The organism is Gammaproteobacteria bacterium, from assembly GCA_028819075.1.
Lineage (GTDB): Bacteria > Gemmatimonadota > Gemmatimonadetes > Longimicrobiales > Gaopeijiaceae > BD2-11.
In genome coordinates this window covers 119,218-141,863 of record JAPPMM010000049.1, presented here as the reverse complement: position 1 = coordinate 141,863, position 22,646 = coordinate 119,218, and the positions used below count along the sequence as shown (strand labels likewise).

Annotated in this window: 17 protein-coding genes; 9 read left to right on the top strand and 8 right to left on the bottom strand. The window is 67.1% G+C overall.

Annotated features, from left to right (window positions below; translation table 11 throughout):
• The first annotated feature begins 49 nt into the window (after nt 1–49).
• From OXU32_13695 to OXU32_13685, 3 genes are all read left to right on the top strand, one after another.
• Nucleotides 50–1,750 carry a RagB/SusD family nutrient uptake outer membrane protein gene (locus OXU32_13695; GenBank protein MDE0075005.1) on the top strand — a complete coding sequence of 567 codons (1,701 nt, stop codon included), beginning with the start codon at nt 50–52 and terminating at the stop codon, nt 1,748–1,750.
• A gap of 93 nt (nt 1,751–1,843) precedes the next feature.
• Nucleotides 1,844–2,302, top strand: a complete 459-nt coding sequence (locus OXU32_13690; protein MDE0075004.1) for a hypothetical protein — start codon at nt 1,844–1,846, stop codon at nt 2,300–2,302.
• Nucleotides 2,303–2,431: 129 nt separating this feature from the next.
• Entirely contained in the window at nt 2,432–3,160 is a 729-nt protein-coding gene (locus tag OXU32_13685; GenBank protein MDE0075003.1) for a carboxypeptidase-like regulatory domain-containing protein, read from the top strand.
• Between the two features lie 62 nt (nt 3,161–3,222).
• On the opposite strand, the gene OXU32_13680 is transcribed toward OXU32_13685, so the two are convergent.
• Nucleotides 3,223–3,546 carry a hypothetical protein gene (locus tag OXU32_13680; GenBank protein MDE0075002.1) on the bottom strand — a complete coding sequence of 108 codons (324 nt, stop codon included), beginning with the start codon at nt 3,544–3,546 and terminating at the stop codon, nt 3,223–3,225.
• Between the two features lie 319 nt (nt 3,547–3,865).
• Entirely contained in the window at nt 3,866–7,099 is a 3,234-nt protein-coding gene (locus OXU32_13675; GenBank protein ID MDE0075001.1) for a sialidase, read from the bottom strand.
• A 343-nt stretch (nt 7,100–7,442) separates the two neighbouring features.
• Between OXU32_13675 and OXU32_13670 the strand changes: the two genes are divergently transcribed.
• The 3 genes from OXU32_13670 to OXU32_13660 all read left to right on the top strand — a co-directional run bounded on the left by OXU32_13670 (nt 7,443) and on the right by OXU32_13660 (nt 13,196).
• Complete coding sequence (locus OXU32_13670; GenBank protein MDE0075000.1) at nt 7,443–9,884, top strand: DUF1592 domain-containing protein; 2,442 nt, start codon at nt 7,443–7,445, stop codon at nt 9,882–9,884.
• Between the two features lie 71 nt (nt 9,885–9,955).
• Nucleotides 9,956–11,386, top strand: a complete 1,431-nt coding sequence (locus OXU32_13665) for a DUF1552 domain-containing protein (GenBank protein MDE0074999.1) — start codon at nt 9,956–9,958, stop codon at nt 11,384–11,386.
• A gap of 16 nt (nt 11,387–11,402) precedes the next feature.
• A complete protein-coding gene (locus OXU32_13660; GenBank protein ID MDE0074998.1) occupies nt 11,403–13,196 on the top strand; it encodes an ankyrin repeat domain-containing protein in 1,794 nt (597 codons plus the stop codon).
• Nucleotides 13,197–13,342: 146 nt separating this feature from the next.
• Here OXU32_13660 and OXU32_13655 read toward each other — a convergent pair whose 3' ends face one another.
• From OXU32_13655 to OXU32_13645, 3 genes are all read right to left on the bottom strand, one after another.
• Nucleotides 13,343–13,894, bottom strand: coding sequence for a hypothetical protein (locus OXU32_13655; GenBank protein MDE0074997.1), 552 nt, complete (start codon nt 13,892–13,894; stop codon nt 13,343–13,345).
• 172 nt (nt 13,895–14,066) lie between these two features.
• Nucleotides 14,067–14,537: a cytochrome c gene (locus OXU32_13650; GenBank protein ID MDE0074996.1), complete on the bottom strand. Its 471-nt coding sequence runs from the start codon at nt 14,535–14,537 to the stop codon at nt 14,067–14,069.
• Nucleotides 14,538–14,833: 296 nt separating this feature from the next.
• A complete protein-coding gene (locus tag OXU32_13645; GenBank protein ID MDE0074995.1) occupies nt 14,834–15,538 on the bottom strand; it encodes a TlpA disulfide reductase family protein in 705 nt (234 codons plus the stop codon).
• A gap of 366 nt (nt 15,539–15,904) precedes the next feature.
• Here OXU32_13645 and OXU32_13640 point away from each other — a divergent pair, with 366 nt between their 5' ends.
• From OXU32_13640 to msrP, 3 genes are all read left to right on the top strand, one after another.
• Nucleotides 15,905–18,325 carry a TonB-dependent receptor gene (locus OXU32_13640; GenBank protein MDE0074994.1) on the top strand — a complete coding sequence of 807 codons (2,421 nt, stop codon included), beginning with the start codon at nt 15,905–15,907 and terminating at the stop codon, nt 18,323–18,325.
• Nucleotides 18,325–19,275 carry a hypothetical protein gene (locus OXU32_13635; protein MDE0074993.1) on the top strand — a complete coding sequence of 317 codons (951 nt, stop codon included), beginning with the start codon at nt 18,325–18,327 and terminating at the stop codon, nt 19,273–19,275. The genes OXU32_13640 and OXU32_13635 overlap by 1 nt, the downstream gene beginning before the upstream one ends.
• Nucleotides 19,276–19,347: 72 nt before the next feature.
• Entirely contained in the window at nt 19,348–20,445 is a 1,098-nt protein-coding gene (msrP, locus tag OXU32_13630) for a protein-methionine-sulfoxide reductase catalytic subunit MsrP (protein MDE0074992.1), read from the top strand.
• 75 nt (nt 20,446–20,520) lie between these two features.
• On the opposite strand, the gene OXU32_13625 is transcribed toward msrP, so the two are convergent.
• Genes OXU32_13625 through OXU32_13615 form a run of 3 tightly spaced genes read right to left on the bottom strand, consistent with a single transcriptional unit; the run spans nt 20,521 to nt 22,621 of the window.
• Entirely contained in the window at nt 20,521–21,378 is an 858-nt protein-coding gene (locus OXU32_13625; GenBank protein ID MDE0074991.1) for a hypothetical protein, read from the bottom strand.
• A 44-nt stretch (nt 21,379–21,422) separates the two neighbouring features.
• Nucleotides 21,423–22,271: a hypothetical protein gene (locus tag OXU32_13620; GenBank protein ID MDE0074990.1), complete on the bottom strand. Its 849-nt coding sequence runs from the start codon at nt 22,269–22,271 to the stop codon at nt 21,423–21,425.
• Between the two features lie 53 nt (nt 22,272–22,324).
• Nucleotides 22,325–22,621: a hypothetical protein gene (locus OXU32_13615; GenBank protein MDE0074989.1), complete on the bottom strand. Its 297-nt coding sequence runs from the start codon at nt 22,619–22,621 to the stop codon at nt 22,325–22,327.
• Nucleotides 22,622–22,646 lie beyond the last annotated feature (25 nt).

Below are 22,646 nucleotides of genomic sequence, written 5' to 3'. Positions count from 1 at the left end.
GTTCGAGAACGAGGAGTTTTGGATGCCGCAAGGCAAGGAGGACTAGAAAATGATTGTAAGACGACTTACGAAGAGGATGTTGACTGGTAGCCTGGTTGCGGCGGTCGCGGTCTTCTCCGCCTGCGACCTGGCGGTCACCAACCCCGGGCCCGTCCAGGATGCAACCCTCAACCTGGAGGGAGCGTACCAGGGCATCGTGAACGGCGCGATCCGCGGCGTTCAGGAAGGGTTCGGGACCTACGCGTTGCTGGGCGGCGCCATCACCCACGATATCCACGCGAGCGGCCACACCGGGTCGGCGGGCGTCCGTCCCGAGGAGGAAGTCGCCTGGCTCAACGACAACTACGACGGACGCGGAGGCTGGGGTCGCCTCCAGCGTGCACGCTGGGTTGGCGAGGAAGCCGTCCGCCGCTTCAACCGTGAAGACAGCGGAATCAGTAATCCCGGCTCCTATCCGCCCCTCGCGCAGGCCCACTTCTGGGCGGGGCTCGCCAGCCGTTATCTGGGCGAGAACGCCTGCACCGCCATCTTCGACGGGGGCTCACCGGAGCCCAAGCTCGCCTACTTCGACCGCGCCATCGAAGCGTTCAACAACGCGGTTACGGTCGGTCAGTCCGCGGGTATGAGCGACCTGGTGACGGCGGCCGTGGGTGCCAGAGCCGCGGCCAAGCTCTTCAAGGGCGATTATGCCGGGGCCGGGGCCGATGCCGGTCAGGTACCGTTCGACTTCAAGTTCCTGACCACCTATTCGGGCTTCGGCGGCGAGTACTACTACGTCTACGGGCACGTGGAGAGCCTGGGCTTCCAGTCACTCTCGTTCTGGGGCACGCCGGCGGGCGAGCACTTCCTCCTGACGGGCGACTCGCGCGTCGCGTGGGGCTACGACAATGGCTCCCGGGAGGTTCCCGCGGGCAAGCCGGCCGCAGTTCGCGGACAAACCCATCCGGCCCGGCCCACCTGGGTGTCGCTCGTGCCCATGTTCTATCCGCTCAAGGGCATCGCGCCCCGAAATCCAGAGAGGGAATTCCTCTTCTTCGAGCCCGACCGCGCGCAGCAGCGGGAACAGCTGCAGATCGACCTCGTGGACGGACGCGAGATGGAGTTGATCAAAGCGGAGGTGGAGCTGCGGAACGGCAACTGGCAGGCGGCCATGGCGCACATCAATAACGTGCGCACCTCGACGCCGGTCTATCCGATCGACATGACTGATCAGAACAAGTTCGACCTCAGGCTGCATCCGGACGAGCAGGTGGACTGGGACGCCAACCCGGATCTGGCCGCCTATTTCGACCAGTTCGGCTATGAGCTTCAGGACTTCACCGAAGGCGCCGACATGACCCCGATGGGCAACATGATGCTCGGCGACCGCATGATGGACGCCCTCCACGCGATGAGCGCCGAAGAAGCCTGGACGTACTTGAAGTTCGAGCGGTACGTCGAGTTCAGCATGGAGGGACGCCGCTTCGGCGACCGCTGGCGCTGGCGCTCCAACCCCGAGTCCATCGCCCCGTCTTCAGGGCCCGGCGGAGAGCTCACGCCCGGCAAGTACAATCACCTCGAGTTCATTCCGACACCGCTGGCCCAGCGCTACAACGTGCCGGAAGATCCGCTCATGATGTGCTTCCCGCTGCCGGTGTCGGAGAACGACACGAACCACAACATCGAAGAGTCCTACATGGACTGGATCGAATCGACCGGTTACCGGGCGGTCGACCCGTCGCTCATCGACATGCGCATGGGTGGCATGTAGTACCGTCACGACCAGACCGCGACGTTGGACTTCGTGGGGGGGCCCGCTCCGGCCCCCCCACGAGCTATTTCGGGGATAAGGAACCGGGTTCGGATGAAGAGTTCACTCCCGGCGTCTGGCTACGGATGGCACCGGAGGGCGAAGCGCGTGCTGGCGGCCGGCGTGCTCGCAACGCTCGCATGCGGAGACGACACCATCCACTCCGTCGAGCTGCCTGACATCCCTGGCGTCCTTCGCGAGGTGGTGCCACCCGAGGGCTTCGAAGGCCCGCTTGAGCACTCGATCATCATCGGGTTCGCGGGACAGCTCACGCGCTCCGGTTTCGCGCTCGGCCACCTGCCCCCCGAGGCGGGAGACATGAGCCGGGCGTCGCTGCTCTGGATAGGCTGCTACATTCGCGAGACCGACGATGACAGCTATGTGATGATCGACAGGGTCGAGGGTTCGGCCTTCCCGTGCGGGGTCATTCCGCACGATGACCACCTGGACGCGATCATCGAGTCGCAGCTAACCCCCTCGTGGCAGGCGCTCGTCGTGGTGAACGTGCCTTGAGCGTCGCCGGCTGCGCCCAGGCCCGGATCGCTCTGCCTCCCAACTGAGAGATTTGCCGAGCCCGCGGGAAACGACTGCCGCTCGGACGGGTATCACACCTCTTGGCGGGCAGAACGCAGGAGGTACCCGGTGAAGCATCTACCGATTCGATTTATCGCGGTCGCCATGACCCTGGCCGCGGCACCGTCATTGGCTCATGCACAGGACGGCGGTTCCATCGTGGGCGAGGTGGTGGACAACGTCACCCTGGAGCCCATCGTAGGCGCCACCGTTAAGGTTGTAAGTCACGAGCTCTCCGAAGTCACCAACGAGGACGGTCACTTCTCCCTGCGCGACGTGCCGTCCGGCAACATCTCCGTCAGAGTTGAGCAACTCGGGTACATCGCCATCGTGGGCGAGGTGGAGGTCCGCTCCAACAGCGTGACCTTCGTCCAGTTCCCGCTTTCTCCCATGGCGTTCCTGCTGGACGAGTTGCGCGTCGTCGCGGACAGGCCCGAAGAAGACGTGGAGGACGGCGGAAGCTACACCGAGATTATCCCCGATGAATCCGACTCGGCGCGCAATGCCCTGGAGCTTCTGACCACGCGGGTGCCGTCCCTGATGGTGCGCACGGACGCCATCGGGGGCACCACGCGAAGCGAGATCCGCATTCGCGGAAACGGCTCCGTCTCCCAGAGCAACATGCCTTCGATCTACATCGACGGCGCCAGAGCGGACATCGTGTACCTGGAGGATCTCTCCGCGACCGAAGTACGCAGAATTCGCGTGCTGCGCGGGCCCTCCGCAGCGTCGCTCTACCCCGACGCGGCCAACGGCGTCATCCTCGTCGACACCTGGCGAACGCGCGGCGGAGCCTGAGAGCGGATTCCTGAAGCGATCCGCGCCCGGTCAGCCCACGAGGAGCCGCGCGACCGTGCGGCTCAGTCCTGGCCCCCGCCGGTCAGGAGCCCCTTGATGAACGCCACGTCCTCGCCGGTCTTGGCGACCCTGGCCTCCAAGAGGTCGATCCGCGCGCCGTGGGCGTCGATCTTCGCGTCCATGTGGCCCTTGAACGCGGCGAGGTCCTCCCGGAGACCTGCGATCGCCTCTCGGTTCTCCGCGATCTCGGCCGTGAGGTCCTCCCGGAACGTTTGGATTTCGGTGCGGATGCCGGCGTGGGCCTCACGGTTCTCCTTCCGCATGGCGCTCGACACGCGCCACCCAAAGGCCGCCGCAGTGACCACGGCCGCCAGAACGGTGCCCATTAGCCATGTAGAGCTGCCACATCTCGTCCACCCTCCTTCTCTCTTGCTCGGATCGCGGTCGCGGGGAGATGAAGGGTCGCGCGCGAGCCTGGGCGATGGAATGACGGGTTGGGACTTTGGGCGCGCCGCGCCGGGCGCGGCCCGTGATGGACGGTTGGCTCGTTGGCCCGCAGGAGTGTTCGGGCCGTACCCGGCAGGCGGGACGGCGGTTCCGGTGGTTGACCCGGCGCGGTTGCGGCCAGCTGCCCGGCAGCGGTGCGCAGCGGGTCGGCCCGTTGATGCCGCGGATGGGACCGGGACGAGCCGCGCCCCGCCCTGATCACCCGTCGGAAATCAGCGGTGACAGGTTGCTCGCCAGCAGGCGCCGGTTGAAGTCAGCGATCTCGCCTTCGAACAGCTCCTCCACCTGCGTTCGGTACTCCACGACCTCCGCGTTCAGCAGCCGCTGGACCTCGCCCGCCTGATCCGTCGGGGAGAAGTCCCCGTTCATGATCGCCCGGGACAGGTAGCGCAGCTCCTCCGCCAGCTTGGGCGCCCAGCGCACGCCGTCCTGCCCCGTGCCCGTGGTGATCAGGCGCACCAGATTGTCCTCTACCGCGATGAGGTTCTCGTCCAGCTCGGCCGCTGCAGCGAGGATCTCGTCGGCCCCGCCCCGGTCCTCCAGCACGGCCTGCAGGTCGTAGAGCTGACGCCGCACCCATTCGATGCGGTTCACCATCGACGTCACCTCCGCGTAGTCGGCCCGGATGTCCGAGAACATCGCCAGCTGCGCCCGGATGTTCGCCTCGGTTCCGCTGGAATTGGGATCCTTGTGCACGCGCAGCTCCTGCGACTGGCCGGGCTGCCCGTCCACCTCGAGTGTCACGGTGTAGGTGCCCGGCGGCATCAGCATCGAGAGCCCCTGTCCGCCGGAGCGCGTACGGTCGTCGCCAAGGTCCACCCAGTCGGCGTAGAGCGGCCTGGTGCGGAACACGATCTCCGGTGACGGCTCGTCCCGCAGGTCCCACCACACCCGGTTGATTCCAGCCTGCCCCGGACCCTCGAGCGAACGCACCGGGTTACCGGCCGCATCCGCGATGTGGATCATCGCCCCGCCCGCGCTGCCGTCGCCCAGCCAGTAGTTGATCGAGGCGCCGTAGGGCGGATTGTCGCCGTCGGACTGGTCGTTGGGCATGGAGCGCGCAGCCGTGATGGCGCGGAAGCGGTAGGCATCGCGCGGAGCGAACAGGTGCGCCGCCGACCCCGCGACCTCCGCACTCAACTGCTGCAGCGGCGTGATGTCGTCCAGGATCCAGAAGCCGCGCCCGTAGGTCCCCACCACCAGGTCGTTGAAGTGCTTCTGCACCTCGATCCCGTACATCGGCGACACCGGCATGTTGTTCATGAGCGGCCGCCAGTTGTCCCCGTCGTCGAACGAGACATAGAGGATATTCTCGGTGCCGAGATAGAGGAGCCCGGGCCGCACCGGGTCCTCGTGGATGTCGCGCGTGTAGCTGAGCGGACTGTCGGCGATGCCCTCGACGATCTTCGTGAAGCTCTCGCCGTAGTCGTCGGTGCGGTACACGTGCGGCTCGAAGTTGCCCTGCTGGTGGTGCTCAATGGCAAAATAGGCCTTCCCGGTCTCGTAAGCCGACGCGTGAATGCCCCGCACGACGCCGTCCGGCGGCAGGTCCGGGATGTTGTCGGTCACGTTGCTCCAGGTCCCGCCACCGTCCCGCGTGACGTGTACGAGCCCGTCGTTTGACCCGGCCCACATCACGTTCGCGTCGAGGGAGGACTCGGCGAAGGCGTAGATCACGCAGCAGAACTCGACCCCGATGTTGTCCGGTGTGAGCCCGCCGGAGATCCCCATGCGCGACTCGTCGTTGGTGGTCAGGTCGGGGCTGATGATCTCCCAGCTCTGGCCGCCGTTGGTGGTCCGGTGCACATGCTGGCTGGTAACGAAGATGGTGTTGCGGTCGTGCGACGACACGTGTAGCGGGAACGTCCACTGGAAGCGGAAGCGCACCCCGCTGGCCGGGTGGCCGCTGGCCAGTTCGGGCCACACCTCGACATCCCGGAACTGGCGGTTGCGGGCGTCCCAGCGCACCACCACACCGCCCCGCGCACCCGATCCCGACGCGCTTGACCACACGATGTTCGGATCCTCGGGATCGGGGGTCGCGAACCCGCTCTCACCCCCTCCCACGGTCACCCATTCCGACCGCGAGATCGGTCCGCCGATGCCCCCGAAGCCACCCGTGCGGCTGTTGCTGGGCCCGCGGAACGAGGGTCCGTCCTGCCGGTTGCCGAGCACGTTGTAGGGAATCGCGTTGTCCGCCGTCACGTGGTACATCTGGCCGATGGGCAACTCGGTGGCGTGCCACGACATGCCCCGATTCATGGAGACGGCCACGTTCTGGTCGTTCCCCACGATCATCCGGTCGCCGTTCAGCGGGTCAATCCACATGTCGTGGTAGTCGCCCCCGGGCCGCTGGCGGCCCTGGTGGTTAACGTAGGTCGCGCCCCCGTCCAGGGAGCGGGAGAAACCGGAGGTCTGGAAGTAGACTTCATCCGGGTCGTCGGGGCTGACGAAACAGTTGTTGTAGTAGGCGGTGCGTCCGCCCAGGTCGCGGGAGTGGTTCATCAGCTCCCACGTCGACCCTCCGTCGAGCGAACGCCAGAACTCGCCGCTCTCGGTCTCGCGCCCGTGCCAGGGCACCCCGTCGCCGGTCTCGATCAGCGCGTACACCCGATTGGGATCGGCCGGGGTCAGACAGAGGTCGGTCTTCCCCACCGGCAACGCCGGCAACCCGTTGCCTTCGAGCTTGTTCCAGGTGTCGCCACCGTCCTCCGAAAGGTAGATGCCGCTGCCCTCTCCTCCGCTCTCTCGTCCCCAGGTATGCACCTCCACGGTCCACATGCCCGCGAAGAGCCGGCGTGGGTTGGAGGGGTCCATCTCGATGCTGGAAGCGCCCGTGTTCTCGTCCACATAAAGCACGTGCTCCCAGCTCTCGCCCCCGTCCGTGGTGCGGAAGACGCCACGCGCCTGCTGCGGCCCGTGGGCGTGGCCCAGCGCTCCCACGTACACGATGTCCGGATCGTGCGGATGGACGACGATGCGCGACATGCGCGTCGGCCCTCCCTCGCCGAGCCCCATGTGACGCCACGTCCGGCCCGCGTCGGTGGACTTGTAGACCCCGGTTCCGAGCGAGACGTTCGAGCGAATGTGGGGCTCGCCCGTCCCGGCCCACACGACCGACGGGTCCGAGGGCGCTACCGCGAGCGCCCCGACCGAGTGATCCGTCTGGTCATCGAAGACGGACTCCCAGTATTCTCCGCCGTCGCTGGTCTTCCAGATCCCGCCGGAGGCGGCCCCCGCGTAGTAGGTCAGGGGATCTCCGGCAACCCCGGCCACCGCCGCGAGGCGGTTGCCCACCGGGCCGATGTGTCGGTAGCGAAGCTGCTGGTAGGCTTCGGGGGTTATCTGCTGCGCCCCGCTCGCGCTCGCGAGAGCGAGGATCACGGCTACCAGAGGAAGCAGGCGCCATGTGGTTCTCAAGACTGTGTTCATCGTCATCTCCTCGGTGTGTTACGGATGCTCGTCAGCACCATACGGCTCTCGCTTTTCGCCCCGCAAGCGAGCCCGAAACCGTGGCTTCCGGGCATGATGAACCGTGCTTGCCGCAACCGCCGGTTCGCATTATGCTGACAGACTAGTTGAAGTGTCTCCGCGATCCACGGAACGCGAGCCCTCGGGGTCAACGTTTTCCGTGGATCGGGGGTCATGCAGGGTACGGGAAGGGTCGGTTGCGTCTGGCGCTTGCGTCCGGGCGCCACAGCCAGGTTCCCACCCGCGGGCGGCGGTTTCAGGCGATCACAGGTTGGTTCGCAGGACAAGGACGGGAGCACCGGATATGAAGATCCTCAACCCTGGCGCTTTACTGGTCGGAGGCCTCCTGGTGACGGGTGCCGGAATCGGCACGAGTTCAGGCCGCATCGCCACCGACGGAGAAGCTCTTCCCCCGGCGGATGCCGTGCACGCCGCGTCCGTGCCCACGGAGGAGCTGACCACCGTCGTGCGCACCTACTGCCAGGTCTGCCACAACGACGCGCTGCTGACCGGCAACGTCTCGTTCGCCGAATTCACCGTCGAGGGCGCGTCCGACAATGCCCAGCTCGCGGAACGCATGATCCGCAAGCTGCGCGCAGGCATGATGCCGCCTCCGGGCATGCCGAGGCCGGAGCCCGAGGTTCTGCTTTCGCTCGTCGAGACGCTCGAGAAGAACGTGGATGACGCCTACCGGCGCCATCCCAATCCGGGTGTCCGAACCTTCCAGCGCCTCAACCGTGCCGAGTATTCGGCGGCCATCCGCGAACTGCTGGGAATCGAGGTCGATGCGGGCGTCTGGCTTCCCCTCGACCAGATGAGCGAGAACTTCGACAACATCGCCGATGTCCAGGCACTCACACCAACCCACCTCGACGCCTACCTGAACGCCGCCAGCGAAGTGAGCCGCCTGGCGGTCGGGAGCCCCAACGTCGATCCGACGGACGCCACCTACAACACCTCGCCCTACGGCTCCCAGCACGCCTGGGAATACGTGGAGGGCGCGCCCTACGGCACCCGCGGCGGCATCGTGGTCACTCACGACTTCCCGGCCGACGGCGAGTACATCCTCACCCCGGTGATCGAGGGTGGGCGCAGCGCCCGCTACGAGAACGTGGACATCTCCATCGACGGCGAGCCCATCGCCCTCCTGGCGGCCGGCCCCTTCCCGCGCGGAGGCGCCGACTTCCGCGGCGGCTCGCCCATCAAGACCAACCCGACCTTCATCCGCGCCGGACAGCGCAGCGTGTCCGCCGCGTTCGTCCGCCGCATCGACGGTCCCTACGACGACCTCATCAAGCCGCCGGAGTGGTCCCTGGCCGGCGGAGCCGGGGGAAGCCCGGGACAGACCACCCTGCCGCACCTGAAGAGCCTCATCATCAGCGGCCCCTACAACGTCACCAGCGTTTCCGAGACAGAGGCGCGCCGCCGCATCTTCAGCTGTCGGCCCACAACCCCCGAGGGAGAGCGCCCGTGCGCCGCGCAGATCATCGACCAGATCGGAAGCGCCGCCTACAGGCGTCCCCTGGACGAGCGCGACATGGCCGGGCTGATGGCGTTCTACGACGACGGCGCCGGTGACTCGGGCTTCGAGACGGGGGTGCGCCGGGCGCTCCAGGCGATCCTCGCGAGCCCCCACTTCATCTTCCGCATCGAAACGCAGCCGGAGGACATCAAGGCGGGCGAGCGCTACGAAATCAGCGACCTCGCTCTGGCGACCCGCATGGCCGCGTTCCTCTGGGGCACCCAGCCCGACGCCGAGCTGATCGACCTCGCCGAGCGCGGAAGGCTCCAGAACGACAGGGAACTGGAGAGACAGACCCGGCGGATGCTGGCCGATCCCAGGGCCGAGGCGCTCGGACCGCGCTTCGCGGCCCAGTGGTTCCGGCTGCAGGACCTCGACAAGGTGCACCCGGACTCCTACTGGTTCCCGAACTACAGCCAGCAGCTCGCCGACGCGATGCGCACCGAGACCGAGATGTTCTTCAACAGCCTCGTGCGCGACGACCGCAGCGTTCTCGACCTGTACACCGCCGATTACACCTACTTGAATGAGCGGCTGGCCAGGCACTACGGCATTCCGGGCGTGCTCGGCGACGAGTTCCGCCGTGTGCAGTACCCGGACAGCCGCCGCGGCGGCGTCATGGGACAGGGATCCATCCTGGTGCTGACGTCGATGGGTACGCGCACCTCTCCCGTGCTACGCGGGAAGTGGGTGATGGAGGTGCTGCTGGGGACACCGCCGCCACCACCGCCACCCGACGTTCCGGCGCTCGAGGAAACCGAGGGAGCCACGGACGGACGCTTCCTGACCACGCGGGAGCGCATGGAGATCCACCGGGCCAACCCCACGTGCCACGCCTGCCATCAGTTCATGGATCCGATCGGGCTCGCACTCGACAACTTCGACGTGACCGGGAAGTGGCGCATCCGCGAGAACAACATGGCGCTCGACACCCGCGGCAACCTCTACGACGGTACGCCGTTGACTGCGCCCGAAGACCTCAGGGACGCGCTGATGCAGCGGCCCATCCCGCTGGTGCGCACCTTCACCACGAACCTACTGGCGTATGCGTTGGGGCGGCGCGTAGAATACCACGATCAGCCCACCGTGCGCGCGATCGCGCGGGAAGGCGAAGAGAACGACTACCGCATCTCCTCCTTCATCACCAGCGTGATCCAGAGCGATCCGTTCCGGATGAGGATGGCGGACGTGGTGGCCGAAGAAGAGATGGAGAGCGAACGCTAACAGAAGCGCCTTCCCGACGGATCGGCGCATGATGGAAACCGGGTCGTATTACCTGCTTCAGGAGAGTTGAAATGCAATTCATCACCGGCAAGCACATCGCCCGCCGCACCTTCCTGCGGGGGATGGGCGCAACAGTGGCACTTCCGCTGCTCGACTCCATGCTCCCCGCGGCGAACCCGTGGGCGGCTCGGAAGCTGGCGGAAGGGAAAACGCGTCTCCTCGCGATCGAGGTGGTACACGGAGCTGCCGGCAGCGTCGAATGGGGCGCCAAGCAATTCCTCTGGGAGCCGGAGAAGACCGGGCGCGACTTCGAGCTCGCAGCCCAGAGTGCGCTGACTCCGCTCGAGGAATGGCGCCGCTATATGACCATCGTCAGCAACACCGACGTACGCATGGCGGAGGCCTTCACGGGCCCCGAGATCGGCGGTGACCACTTCCGCTCCAGCGCCACCTTCCTGACGCAGGCGCATCCGAAGCAGACCCAGAGTTCCGACCTCTACGTCGGCACCTCGCTCGACCAGATGTTCGCCGAGCGCTTCGGACAGGAGACGCCGCTCCCCTCCATGCAGCTCTGCATCGAGGATCTCGACCAGGCCGGCGGCTGCACGTACAACTACTCGTGCGCCTACACCGACTCGATCAGCTGGGCTTCGCCGAGCGAGCCGCTGCCGATGATCCGCGACCCGCGCACTGCCTTCGACCTCCTCTTCGGTGCCGGCGGCACCCCGGAGGAGCGCCAGGCGCGCCGCCGCGAGAACGCGAGCATCCTCGACTGGATCGTGGGCGAGGTCGCCTACCTGAGGCGCGAACTCGGCGCAACCGACCGCCGGCGCATGGACCAGTATCTGGACAACGTGCGCGAGATCGAGCGCCGCATTCAGATGGTCGAGGCTCAGAACTCGAGCGGAGAGCAGCGTGAGCTGCCAGAGGCGCCCGCGGGCGTGCCGGACTCCTTCACCGAGCACATGCAGATGATGTTCGACCTGCAGGTGCTCGCGCTGCAGTCCGACATGACGCGCGTCTTCTCCTTCAAGACAGGCCGCGACGCCTCCAACCGGATCTATCCGGAGAGCGGCACCGACAGCCCGTTCCACCCGACCTCGCACCACGGCAACAACGAGGAGACCATCCTCGACTTCAACACCATCAACCGGTTCTACGTTGGCCTGCTGCCGTACCTCCTGGAGAAGCTGCACAACAGCCAGGACGGCGACTCGAGCCTGCTCGACCAAACCATGATCATCTACGGGTCGCCCATGGGAGACCCGAACATCCACAACCACCGCCGGTGCCCGCTGTTGCTGCTGGGCGGCGCGAACGGCCAGCTCGCGGGCAACATGCACCTGAAGGCGCCGGATGGAACCCCGATGGCCAACGTCTTCCTGAACGTCATGCACAAGCTCGGCTTCGACGAAATGTCCAGCTTCGGCGACAGCACGGGCGAGTTCAACGTGCCGAGTTCGGTGTTGACCGCGGTCGAAGAGGCAAGTCAGTCACGCTAAGCCGGGGACGGTCAGCATGAAGAAGAGATTGCACGTAAACGCGCTGGCGGCGCTCGCCGTCAGCATGCTGCTCACATCCGCGGACGCGTCGGATTCGCCGTTGGCGGACGCCGCCATGAAGGGCGATGCGACGGCGGTGCGAACCCTGTTGGCGAGCGGGGCGGACGTCAACGCTGCGCGCGGTGACGGCATGACCGCCCTGCACTGGGCGGCCGAGACCGGCAACGCCGAGATCACGGAGATTCTGGTGAGTGCGGGGGCGATCCTCGAGGTCACCACCCGTCTGGGCGCCTATACGCCTCTCCATGTAGCCGGCAGGAAAGGAGCGGCCGGGGTCATTCGCGTGCTGCTGGACGCCGGCGCGGACCCGCGCACAGTGGCGGCCACGGGCTCCACGCCCCTCCACCTGGTGGCGGGTGCGGGCAGTGCCCTGGGCGCGCAGCATCTGGTGGACGCGGGCGCAGAGGTCAACGCGAGGGCGGGCGATGCCCAGCAGACGCCCCTGATGTTCGCGGCGGCCGCCGACCGTGCGGATGTCGTGACGCTTCTCGTGGCGAGAGGGGCGGACCCGAACGTCACGACCACGCTCATGGAAGCCGCGACTCGCAGCGAAGTGGACAACTACGCGAGCGAACGCATGCAGGAAGTGCTCGACGCCTTCAAGGGTGACAGCAACGAGCTGCCGACGCCGGCTCAGATCCAGGCCGCCCTGGAGGTCGCGCGCGCCGTCCAGCGCGCCGGCGTGGTCCCCGAGGAGGAAGAAGAGGAGGATGAGGACGACCCAAGGGCCTTCTTCCGCCAACCCCCCGACCAGAAGTGGGGCAGCCTGACCGCGCTGCACCACGCGGCACGGGAAGGTGCCATTGATGCGGCCATGGCGCTGCTCGACGGCGGCGCCGACATCGACTTCGTCACCGAGGCCGACAACACCAGCCCGCTTACGATGGCTGTCATCAACGGACGTTTCGACCTGGCGATGAAGCTGCTGGAACGTGGTGCGAATCCCAACCTGGCCACGGTCGACGGCGTTGCGCCGCTTTACGCCACCTTCAACGTCCAGTGGTCGCCGCGGTCACGCTACCCGCAGCCGCGGGCGCATGAGCAGCAAGAGACGGTCTACCTCGACCTCGCAATGGCGCTGCTCGAAGCCGGTGCGGAAGTGGACTTCCAAGTGACGAAGAACTTCTGGTACTTCACGTACAGCGGGTGCGGCAACGGCAACTGCGGGCTAGAGAACCAGGACGGCGTGACACCCTTCTGGCGCGCCTCCCGGGCTCTCGACCTTGACGGCATGAAACTGTTGCGCTCCTGGGGTGCGGACTGGAACATCGCCACCGTCAAGCAGCCCGAGCGCCGCCGGGGCCGCAACCCGCGCACCGGCGACACCGAGGATGAGGAACAGGTCGATCCTTCAGGTCTGCCGCCGGTCCCGGTGGGAGGCCCGGCCGTGTACCCCATTCACGCCGCCTCGGGCGTCGGCTACGGCCAGGGCTTCGCCGGCAACGCCCACACCCACATCCCCGGAAACTGGATCGCCGCGGTCGAGTACCTCCTCGAACTCGGGGCCGACATCAACCAGCGGGACGCCAACGGCTACACCCCGCTGCACCACGCGGCCGCGCGCGGAGACACCGAGATGATCCAGTGGCTGGTGGATCGGGGCGCCGACGTCATGGTGGTGAGCCGCCGGGGTCAGACCACGGTCGACATGGCCAACGGTCCGGTCTCGCGCGTGACCCCGTACCCGGAGGCAATCGCGCTGTTGGAGAGCATGGGCGCGATCAACAACCACAACTGCATCTCCTGCTAGGAGAAGCGTAGAAGCGATTTCCGCGCCGCCCCTCCGGGGCCGGAGCAGCAAGACGCCCGCCACGGCTATCCGTGGCGGGCGTCTTGCGTGGTGCGTGGCGTCCGGCTGTTCTCAGGGCGATGGCGTCAGCGGGAGGGCAGGTCTCCTCAGCCTCCCCCGCCCCTCATGGTCGAAACCTCGATCAGCCCGTTGGGAAACCCCGTTCCCCAGCGCATGGTGGCGTCGGCGGCGCTGTGATAGCGCACCGACTGGACCTGGTCGGGGCGTAGCGAATCGAGGATCCCCCAGTCCTGCGGGGCTCCGCCATCCAGCACGACGGGCACTCTGCGGTCACCGCCGAACTCGACGCTGGGCGCGCCGCGCACGTTCATCCAGCGGGGCCGCAGCTGACGGATCGCGTCGGCGAGCATCATGGTGGCGTAGGGCGCGAGTTCCTCGGCCACGATCACACTCGGGTCGCGCCGGACGTTGCGGTCGCAAAGGTGGTCGAGTTCCTCCGCCGAGAGGACGCTGGCCTCCGCCGCGCCCGGCGCGTCGGCCACGGGACCGCCGTCGGCGCACAACTGCGCCAGTTGGTCGCCCGTGAGAGTCTCGCGCAGCTGACGCACGGCCGGAGTGTCGCCGGCGGTGCTGACGCACGCCTGGCCAAGCATGAGGAGCGCCACCGCCATCACGAGTTTCATTCCGGTTCGTCTCATCGTGCTTGCCTCCGTCAAGGGTTCAGGTACATGGGTCCATCAACCGCGAGATGCGCGCGAGAACACAAGCCCCATGCGGCCGCCAGGGCGGGCGCGCCGCTTCTCCTACTACCGATGCGCCCGTGTCAGAGGTCCGCGCACACCCGAGCTGTCGAGCCGGTTGCCGAGGGGGCTACCCCGTGGGGCGCGCCCGGAACGGCCGATGGCAGCCGCCGCAAGTGCGGCCCAGGCCGGCAGCCGCGTCGCCGACGGCGGTCATGTCGCCCGCACGCGCCGCTTCCGCCAGCGCCCCGGCAGCGCTCTGGAAGGCCGAGAGAGCTTCGCCGAAGCCTGCGGCGTCCTCCCAGATGTCCGGCAGCGCGCGCGAGCCTTCGCCATGGGATCCGTCGGGGAAGATGTCCGAGGCCATCACCGACAACTGCTGCAGAGAGAGCGCGTGCCCGAGTACATGAGCCTCATGGGGCACGTCCTCGTTCAGGATGGCGGTGAGGGCGCCCCGGTGCGCGTTCAGGCTGCCCATGATGGTCTGGCGGTACTCCATTGCCGGAGTGGGATCCTGTGCCGCCGCCCAGGTGGGTGCGAGTGCAGCGATGATGCAGGCGGTGAGAGCGGTGCGGGTAACGACTTGATGCGAGCGGGCCACGGCGTTTCCTCCTCCCCGAGAATGAAGCCCGGCGGCACCCGTGAAGCGACCATCCGAGCGGGTTCTACTGCAATTGCTACGAACCCCTAGATAGATCGCCCGTGGCGGCAGCGCAAGGGAGGGTGACGACGAAAAACGGAGACACTATAGGCGGGCGTCGGCGGGCGCGGGAACGGGGTGTCGGGGCCCGCGAAGCGTGACGACAGCGCAATCGGACGGGCCCGGGGTTGGCGATGGTGCAGCCGCCCCCTCCGGCCCGCCCTGTCAGAGGCTGCGCGGGTGTCGGTCGGTCCGGGCTATCGGTCCATGTCCGACGCCTCATCGGTCGCCGGCATGCTTCCGTCCAGGTATCCGCCGAAGGTGTCGTCGAATGCTCCGGGGAAGAACTCGCCGGTCACGATCGAAGCCCGGGTGGGGTCTCCGTCCACCACCACGATGTTGAGGGGCGTGCCCCATTTGCGCGGATCGAGGAGCGCCTTGCGCATGCGGAAGTGGGCGGTCGTGACGCGCACCAGGTCTTCATTGTCGGGGTCGGGATTGGGGCTCCCCAGGATGACCGGATACTCGATGCCGAACTCGTCTACGTACTCGTCCACCACGTCGGGGTGCGAGTATTCGCTGCGCCCGATGATCATCAGACCGTCGTCTCCATGCACGCCGTACTTGGCCACCAGGTCGGGGGCCTCGTACCGGCAGTTGGCGCACCACTCGGCGAAGTAGGTCAGCAGGGTGACCCGGTTGCCGCGCACCACTTCCTCAAGGTCGATCTCGCCTCCGTCCCTCGAGGTGCCGGAGAAGTCACGGCGGAGAACTTCCCAGGGCACCAGCCTGTCACCGCCCGCGCCGGCTACCTCTGCGGTCAGGTCGATGGCGACCACCGGGGAATATTCGTGCGGGTGGGGCGCCGCCGCTTCCTCCACGGGAGCAGGCGGGTTCATCACCAGCCAGCCGCCGCCAGCTAGTACGAGCAGCGCTACCGCTGAAACGATCCATCTCGTCATCGGAACCTTCCTCCATCAGGGGATTGCCTGAAACCGTTCTCGGCGAAGGGGAAACAAAAACGCCCGCCAGCCGGGTCGCTGGTCGGGCCTCCGAGCATCCTCTGGCGATTCGTGAGGGAGCTACATGGGTCGGCCCGCCCGACCCCGGATCGGGGCGCAACATGGACACGAGCAGACCTCGACCACGGACTGCTGCCCGCCGTGACGGCGGGTGTCTCCGTTGTGGCTCCGGATTGCGTACATTGCGAACCGGGGGTTGTCAGGGGGAATCTTCAGCCAACCTCGCAAACCCAAAATGAACCTGAACCGGGGATCGCGCAACGGCGGTTTCCGGAGTGCCGGGCGCCCGAACACGGGGACACCTTGTTGAAGCGACAGACTCCGACCGGCATCTGCGACTCGGCGGCGCATTTCCGTTGCCTTGCCGGTCCGGCGCCTCGCCGCTCTCGGTGCTCGCGAGGATTCATCCACGGACTGCCGGCGGTCCTCTGCCTCCTGCCCGCCGTCCTCACCGCCCAGACCGGCGGAGTGGAAGGCCGGGTCGTCGATTCCGATGGTCCCCCGGTCTTCGCCGCCAACATCCTGCTCGCCATCCCTGAAACGCCGGACCAGATCGACCGCATCGCGGAGTCGGATCGCTTCGGCTACTACCGGATCGAGAGCCTGCTCCCCGGGCGCTATCTGCTGCGCGTCCAGCGAATCGGGTATGGCGAAATCGTACGACCCGTCGAGATCGTCGCCGATCGGCGCATCGAGGTCGACGTCACGCTGACCGCCACCCCCGTGGTGCTCGAGGGCGTCTCCGTCAGTACGGCGGAAACCCGCGAGCGCCGCCGCTTCCTGGAGACCGCGGGCGTGACCGTCCGCGAGATCTCGCAGGCGGAACTCCGTCTCGTGCCCGGGCTCGCGGAAGCGGATCCCATCCGGGCGGTCGAGGTTCTGCCCGGAGTGGTGTCCACCTCCGACTTCACGGCGTCCTTCAACGTGCGCGGCGGCTCCGCGGATCAGAACCTGATCCTGCTGGACGGCGTGCCCATCTTCAACCCGTTCCACCTGGGCGGCATCTTCTCGGTCTTCAACGCCGACATGGTCGGACGGGTCGAGCTGAGCTCCGGTGGCTTTCCGGCCGAGCACGGCGGCCGCGTGTCGTCGCTGCTGCTCGTCGAAAGTGATCCCGGGACCGACGACTTCAGCGTTCGCGGCGGCGTGTCGCTGCTCGCCGCGCGCGCGGCTCTCGGAGGCAGGGCGCCCGCGGTGATGGAGCGGACGCTCGGGCTCCAGCGTCTCAAGTGGCGGGCCTCCGGCCGGCGCTCCTGGTTCGACCAGCTGCCGAGGTCGGTCCCCTACCACCTCACGGACTTCCAGGGCGTGGTGGAGGGCTGGACGCCCGGCGGCAGCCGCATCCTGATCACGGCCTACACCGGCGACGACGTCTTCAACCTGACCGAGGTCGATGAGGACGACGAAGACGGCTTTCCCCTGCGCGCGGCCTGGGAATGGGGCAACGACCTCATCGGCATGCGCTGGACCATGCCTCGCCGCGACGGGGGCGCCCTCGATGTGCGAGCAGGCTACACCCGCTTCAACTCCGCCCTGGCTTTTCCCGATTTCTCGGACACGGAGTTCAGCAGCGGCATCTCGCAGCTGTCGCTGGGCGCCGAACTGGAACATGCCCTGGGTCGGCGTTGGACGCTCAAGAGCGGAGTTTCGGCGGACCGGATGACGCACCTCAACCTGGTCCGGGCGGGGGGCACCCAATTCACGGACAACTCGGGCGAGGGATGGCTCGGCGGCATCTTCGCGCATGCCGAGTGGAGGGGCGGGTTGAACTGGCTGGTCGAAGCCGGGCTGCGGGCAGACCGTTGGGCGCCCGCCGTGGAGGATCCCATCAACCAGCTGGCCCCCAGGCTGGCCGTGAAGCGGTTCTTCCGGGGTGGCGACCTCGCCGTGAAGGCCGCAGCGGGGCGCTTCACCCAGTTTCTGCACTCGGCACGCGACGACGAGGTGCCCATCGGCATCGATGTATGGGTGCTCACCGGGCACCTGGCGCCCCACATCGCCTCCGACCAGGTCCAGGTGGGAGTCGACGCATACTTCCCGGGAGGGTGGTTTGCGTCGCTGGAGACCTACGAGCGGTTGTTCGACGGCGTCACCACCTTCAATCCGGTCGACGACCCGAACCGCGGCGACGACGACCTGTTGCCCGGCAGCGGCCGCTCGCGCGGGATCGATTTCTTCGTGCGCAAGACCGGTGAGGGCGTGACCGGATGGGTGTCCGCTTCGTGGCTGCGCGCCACCCGCACCTTCCCGAACTTCCTGAGCGGCCGGACTCCTCCGCCCGACCATACCTATCCACCGATCTTCGACCGCCGGCTTGACCTGGACGTAGTCCTGCGCATTCCCATGCCCGCGGGCCTGCGCGGCGGGGTGCGGTGGAACCTGGGGACCGGGTTGCCCTACACCCGACCGCTGGCCTCATTCGTGTACTTCTCGCCGCAGAACGTGTCGGGCGGGCGCCTCACCATGCAGGAAGACGAAGCCAACGCCATGTTGCTGGGCTCCCGCAACGGAAACCGCTACCCGGCGTATCACCGCCTCGACCTGAGCATGCGCCGAACCTTCACCCTCGGCTGGGGCACGCTGACGCCCCATCTGGACGTGCTCAACGTCTACAACCGCAGGAACGTGCTCTTCTATTTCTTCGACTATTCCGCGGAAACGGCGACCCGCTCCGGCCTGTCGATGTTCCCGATTCTGCCCACGGTGGGCGTGGAGGTGACGTTCTGATGAGTCGCGGCTTCGGCACCACCTGCGCACTGACGGCACTCCTGGCGTCGGTCTCCGCGTGCGAACTTCAGGAGATCACCGTGGCGCAGTCCGAGGACGTGGTCGTCGCCGAGGTCTACCTTTCCTACGATGTCGACGGTGTCTCCGGCAGCGCGTGGATCCATCGGACACTGGGGAGTGGAGGCTCGTCGCAGGAGCTGTCCTCCGCGGATGTCTTCCTGCGCGCGGAATCCCGCGTCTCCACCGTTCGTCTCCGTCTGACCGACCCTTCCTTCTGTGCCGGCGACGAAATCCCGGAGGACTTCCGGGGATCGTGCTATTTCGCGCAACCGCTGGATCCACGCTACTTCGGGCCGGGTTCCTTCGTGGAAGCGATCATTCGCCTGCCCGACGGAGGTCGCATTACGGGACAGACGCGCGTCCCGGGCCCCTACGAACTCCGGAACCCCCGCACCAATCGGCGCCGGATGTGCTCGCTGGAACCGGCCCAACGCCTCACCGTGGAATGGACCCGCGCCGAGGGCGCGTGGGCCTACATTTCCGAGACGCAGATCATCAACCTCACCGCGGCGCTCGAGGACTCGAACATCGAAGTGGAGGAAGACCCATTGCTCCTGGTGGGACTGTCCGTATCGGAAGCGGATACCACCATCGTGTTCCCTTCGGAATTCGGCCTTTTCGATCGCCCCAACCTCGGGCGTGATCTGGCTCTGGTCCTGCAGGAGGGACTACCTTTCGGAACCCAGGCGGAAGTCGTGATCGCGGCCGCCGACCGCAACTACATCAACTGGGTGCGGCGCGGCGCCTTCAACCCGTCGGGCATCGTTCGCGTTCCCAGTCTCCACGGGGACGGTACGGGTGTCTTCGGGTCGGTCGTGCGCCAGCGCTTCACGGTGGACGCCGGCTTGCAGATTCCGACACCGGGACCTTGCCAACCCGCGGAGCCGTAGAACGGTGACGGGGGCGGGGTATCCCCATACATCCCGCGGCCCTGTCCGCAACAAGAGGTACGAGAAAAAGCCATGGCGAACATCATTATTCCGCCCGGGTGGCGAATCCCGGAATCCGAGGCGACACCCCACGGGGTGTATCTCCGGCGTCGCGAATTCGTGCGCGCACTGGGTCTCGGGATGGCCGCGCTCGGGTCGGCGGCGTGCGGTTCCAAGTTCATCGCGAACGAAGAAGATCCCGTCGAGCCGGATCCGCCGCCGGATCCCGCGGATCCCACTCAGCCCGTAACCCCGCCGGATGCCAACCCGCCCACGTGCGACGACGATCCGCCGAGAGACCCGTTGCACACCATCTGCGCATCCCCCAATGCCGACCTGTATCCGGCGGAGCGCAATATCACCTATACGCTGGGCTCGCGAGCGATCACCGACCGCGGCGTCGCGTCCACGTACAACAACTACTACGAGTTCCTGCAAAGGGCCGGAAACATGTGGAGGCTGACCGGCCCGTTCCGGGTCCGTCCTTGGACGGTGACCTTCTCCGGACTGTGCAATGCTCCCGCCACCTGGGACATCGACGCGCTCGAGCGCATGTTCGGCATCGAGGAGCGGCTCTATCGCCTGCGCTGCGTCGAGACCTGGTCGATCGCCGTCCCCTGGAGCGGTTATCCCCTGCGCAAGCTGATCGAACTCGCCGAGCCCCAGTCATCGGCCAACTACGTCGCCTTCCGGAGCTTCCACCGGCCCGAAGAGGCGGTCGGACAGGAAAGCGGTTCACATTGGCCGTGGCCGTACTACGAGGCGTTGCGGCTCGATGAGGCCATGAACGACCTCGCCTTCGTGGTGACGGGCGCCTACGAGGAGCCCCTGCCCAAGCAGAACGGGGCCCCGCTCAGGCTCGCGCTTCCCTGGAAGTACGGCTACAAGAGCGCGAAGGCCTTCCTGGAGGTGGAGTTCACGGAGACGCAACCGGCGACGTTCTGGTCGGACTACGCGCCGAACCAGTACGGCTTCTACTCCAACGTCAATCCGGACGTCGGAACCCCGTGGTCACAGGCGACGGAGCGGCATCTGCCCAGCAACACACCCCAGCCGACGGAGCTCTTCAACGGGTACGGGGAGTTTGTGGCGGATCTCTATGACCCGGAGTTGCTGACTCGCGTGAGCTAGTTCAACTCAAACCCTGGACTCCGGCCAGATCCTCGGGATCCGCGCGAACCGGCTCTCCGCGAAGAAACGGATGCCCTACAGGGAGAGGCGGGTGAAGTAGCCGACCACGATCTCGGGGCCGGTGGCGAGGTTCTGGCCCGACAGCGGCAGCCGTGAACCCAGTTCCACCTGCCCGGGACCCGCGGTCACCAGCAGCGAGGGGTAGAGCCGCACCATCTGGCGCTCCTGTCCCTCCCCCGTGAGTCCTCCGAAGCTGGGAACCCCGCCGTACCACCCCTCGAACTGGATCTTGAAGCCGAGCGGCTCGCCGCCACCGCCCAGGCTCACGTTGAAGAAACGCTCGTCACCGAAGTCGCCTCCGTCCTCCTTCACCTCGCGCCACCGGTATCCGGCCCACGCCTGCAGGTAGAAGGACCGGGGCCAGAAGGAATGCCCCACCTCCGCCAGCACTTCCCAGTCGCGCTGGCCGTCACCCAGCGGGATGAGCTCGGTGCCCGACTCGAAGTCGGTGGGCAGCTTGGTGCCCGCGCGGATCGCAAACGGGAAGTCGCTGCCCAGAAGCCGCAGCGGAGCCGTGCGCACGTACACGCGGGTATCGCCAAACCCCCACGAAATACGGGTGCCTACAAGGTCGGCGTACTCGAGGCGGTGGTAGGACGGCTGCACCCAGATGTCCACGCCGGGGGCGATTCCCATCGCGACCGTCAGGAAAGAGGAAGCGGTCTGCGCGTGACCATCCAGAAGGAAGTTGCGGACCTCGCCCGTGGGGCTGAACTGTTCCCGGGTGTCGAGATAGTACATGGCGAACGAGGCCCACCCCTGGCCCTCGGGTTCGATCCACTGCCCGTATCCCGGCGAAGCCAGGAGCGAGAGCGTGAGGACCGTCAGAGCGAGTCCGCGATGGAGGACCGGGGCTTGTCTCGATTGGTTCATGGCGTATCGTGCCGCGCTATGTCAGGAGTAAGGGCTCGACGGGGTCAGGTCTCCGCCCGCAACCTCACAAAATAGCCGATCACCAGCGTGTTGCCAGCCGGCAGGTTGGTGCCGCGCAGAGGAATCTGGACTCCGGCCTTCGCCGAGCCAGCTCCCAGCCGGTAGCTCAGGGCGGGCGTGAGGCGCACCATGGAGCGGGATGCCGTCGCGATCGAGAGCCCTTCGATGACCGGGACCCCTCCGTCCCAGCCCTCGGCGATGAGGCTCGTCCCCAGGCGTCCGAATTCGATTCCCCCGGAAAGCAGAAAGAACACTTCGTCGCCGAAGTCCCTCCGCGACTCCAGGTTCTGTTCCCGCCAGCGGTGGCCGATCCAGGCGCTCACATACGCGGGCACGGGATAGAACGAGTGGCCCAGCTCGAGGACCAGCTCCCAGTCTCGCTGACCGTCCCCGAGCGGAATGATCTCGGCGTCCACGGCGAAATCGCCCACGGGCACCTTCGCGCCACCCCGGATCGCCAGGGGGAACCCGCTGCCCAAGTAGCGGCCTGGCTGTATGCGCAGGTAGAAGCGCGTGTCGCCAATGCCCGTGCGCAGCCGGTCGCCGCCCAGGTCGTCGAACCGCAGACGCTGGAAGGGCACCTGCACCCATGCGTCGACGCCGGGAACCAGCCCCATCGCGACCGTGGCGAACGCGGACGTGCTCACGGCGTGCCCCTGGGTGAAGGGGTCGAAGGCCCGAATATCGCCGTCGGAGTGGAAGGCGTCTCGCGTGTCCAGGTGAAACACCGAGACGTCCATCCAGCCTCGGCCGGGCGGCTCGACCCACTGGGCGACCGCCTCCGCGGCGCTTCCCGACAGGGCCATGGCCGTCACGAAGGCCGCGACGAGCAAGTCCCCCCGGGCCCGGCAGCGCGGGCCAGGGGACGTATGAGGGCGGCTGCGCGTCACGGGCCGCTGATCTGAACCGTCACCGTGGCTGATTGCGAGTCTCCCGCGACCGTGGACACCGTCGCGCGCGCTACGTAGGTGCCCGGCTCCTCGTAGGCGTAGTCGAAGTGGCCGGCCTGCGAGTTGATGTTGACGGGCGCGCCGCCGGTGTAGATGAACGGGATGGTCTCCGTGTCGCCCGTGCCGTATTCGACCACGGTCTGCGACAGGTTGGTGCCCCGCGACTCGTAGCGGAAACGGATCTCCTGGCCCACGGCCGCGCTCTCCTGGCTCGCGGTGAGGGTGACCGTCAACGGCTGGGGCTCCAGGGGCGGGTTG

Bases quoted from the DNA above. Each gene is read 5' to 3' on its own strand.
- msrP (MDE0074992.1), top strand. From the start codon at position 19,348: ATGGCGAACATCATTATTCCGCCCGGGTGGCGAATCCCGGAATCCGAG.
- OXU32_13680 (MDE0075002.1), bottom strand. From the start codon at position 3,546: ATGGGCACCGTTCTGGCGGCCGTGGTCACTGCGGCGGCCTTTGGGTGG.
- OXU32_13625 (MDE0074991.1), bottom strand. From the start codon at position 21,378: ATGAACCAATCGAGACAAGCCCCGGTCCTCCATCGCGGACTCGCTCTG.
- OXU32_13695 (MDE0075005.1), top strand. From the start codon at position 50: ATGATTGTAAGACGACTTACGAAGAGGATGTTGACTGGTAGCCTGGTT.
- OXU32_13635 (MDE0074993.1), top strand. From the start codon at position 18,325: ATGAGTCGCGGCTTCGGCACCACCTGCGCACTGACGGCACTCCTGGCG.
- OXU32_13665 (MDE0074999.1), top strand. From the start codon at position 9,956: ATGCAATTCATCACCGGCAAGCACATCGCCCGCCGCACCTTCCTGCGG.
- OXU32_13645 (MDE0074995.1), bottom strand. From the start codon at position 15,538: ATGACGAGATGGATCGTTTCAGCGGTAGCGCTGCTCGTACTAGCTGGC.
- OXU32_13690 (MDE0075004.1), top strand. From the start codon at position 1,844: ATGAAGAGTTCACTCCCGGCGTCTGGCTACGGATGGCACCGGAGGGCG.
- OXU32_13660 (MDE0074998.1), top strand. From the start codon at position 11,403: ATGAAGAAGAGATTGCACGTAAACGCGCTGGCGGCGCTCGCCGTCAGC.
- OXU32_13655 (MDE0074997.1), bottom strand. From the start codon at position 13,894: ATGAGACGAACCGGAATGAAACTCGTGATGGCGGTGGCGCTCCTCATG.
- OXU32_13675 (MDE0075001.1), bottom strand. From the start codon at position 7,099: ATGAACACAGTCTTGAGAACCACATGGCGCCTGCTTCCTCTGGTAGCC.
- OXU32_13670 (MDE0075000.1), top strand. From the start codon at position 7,443: ATGAAGATCCTCAACCCTGGCGCTTTACTGGTCGGAGGCCTCCTGGTG.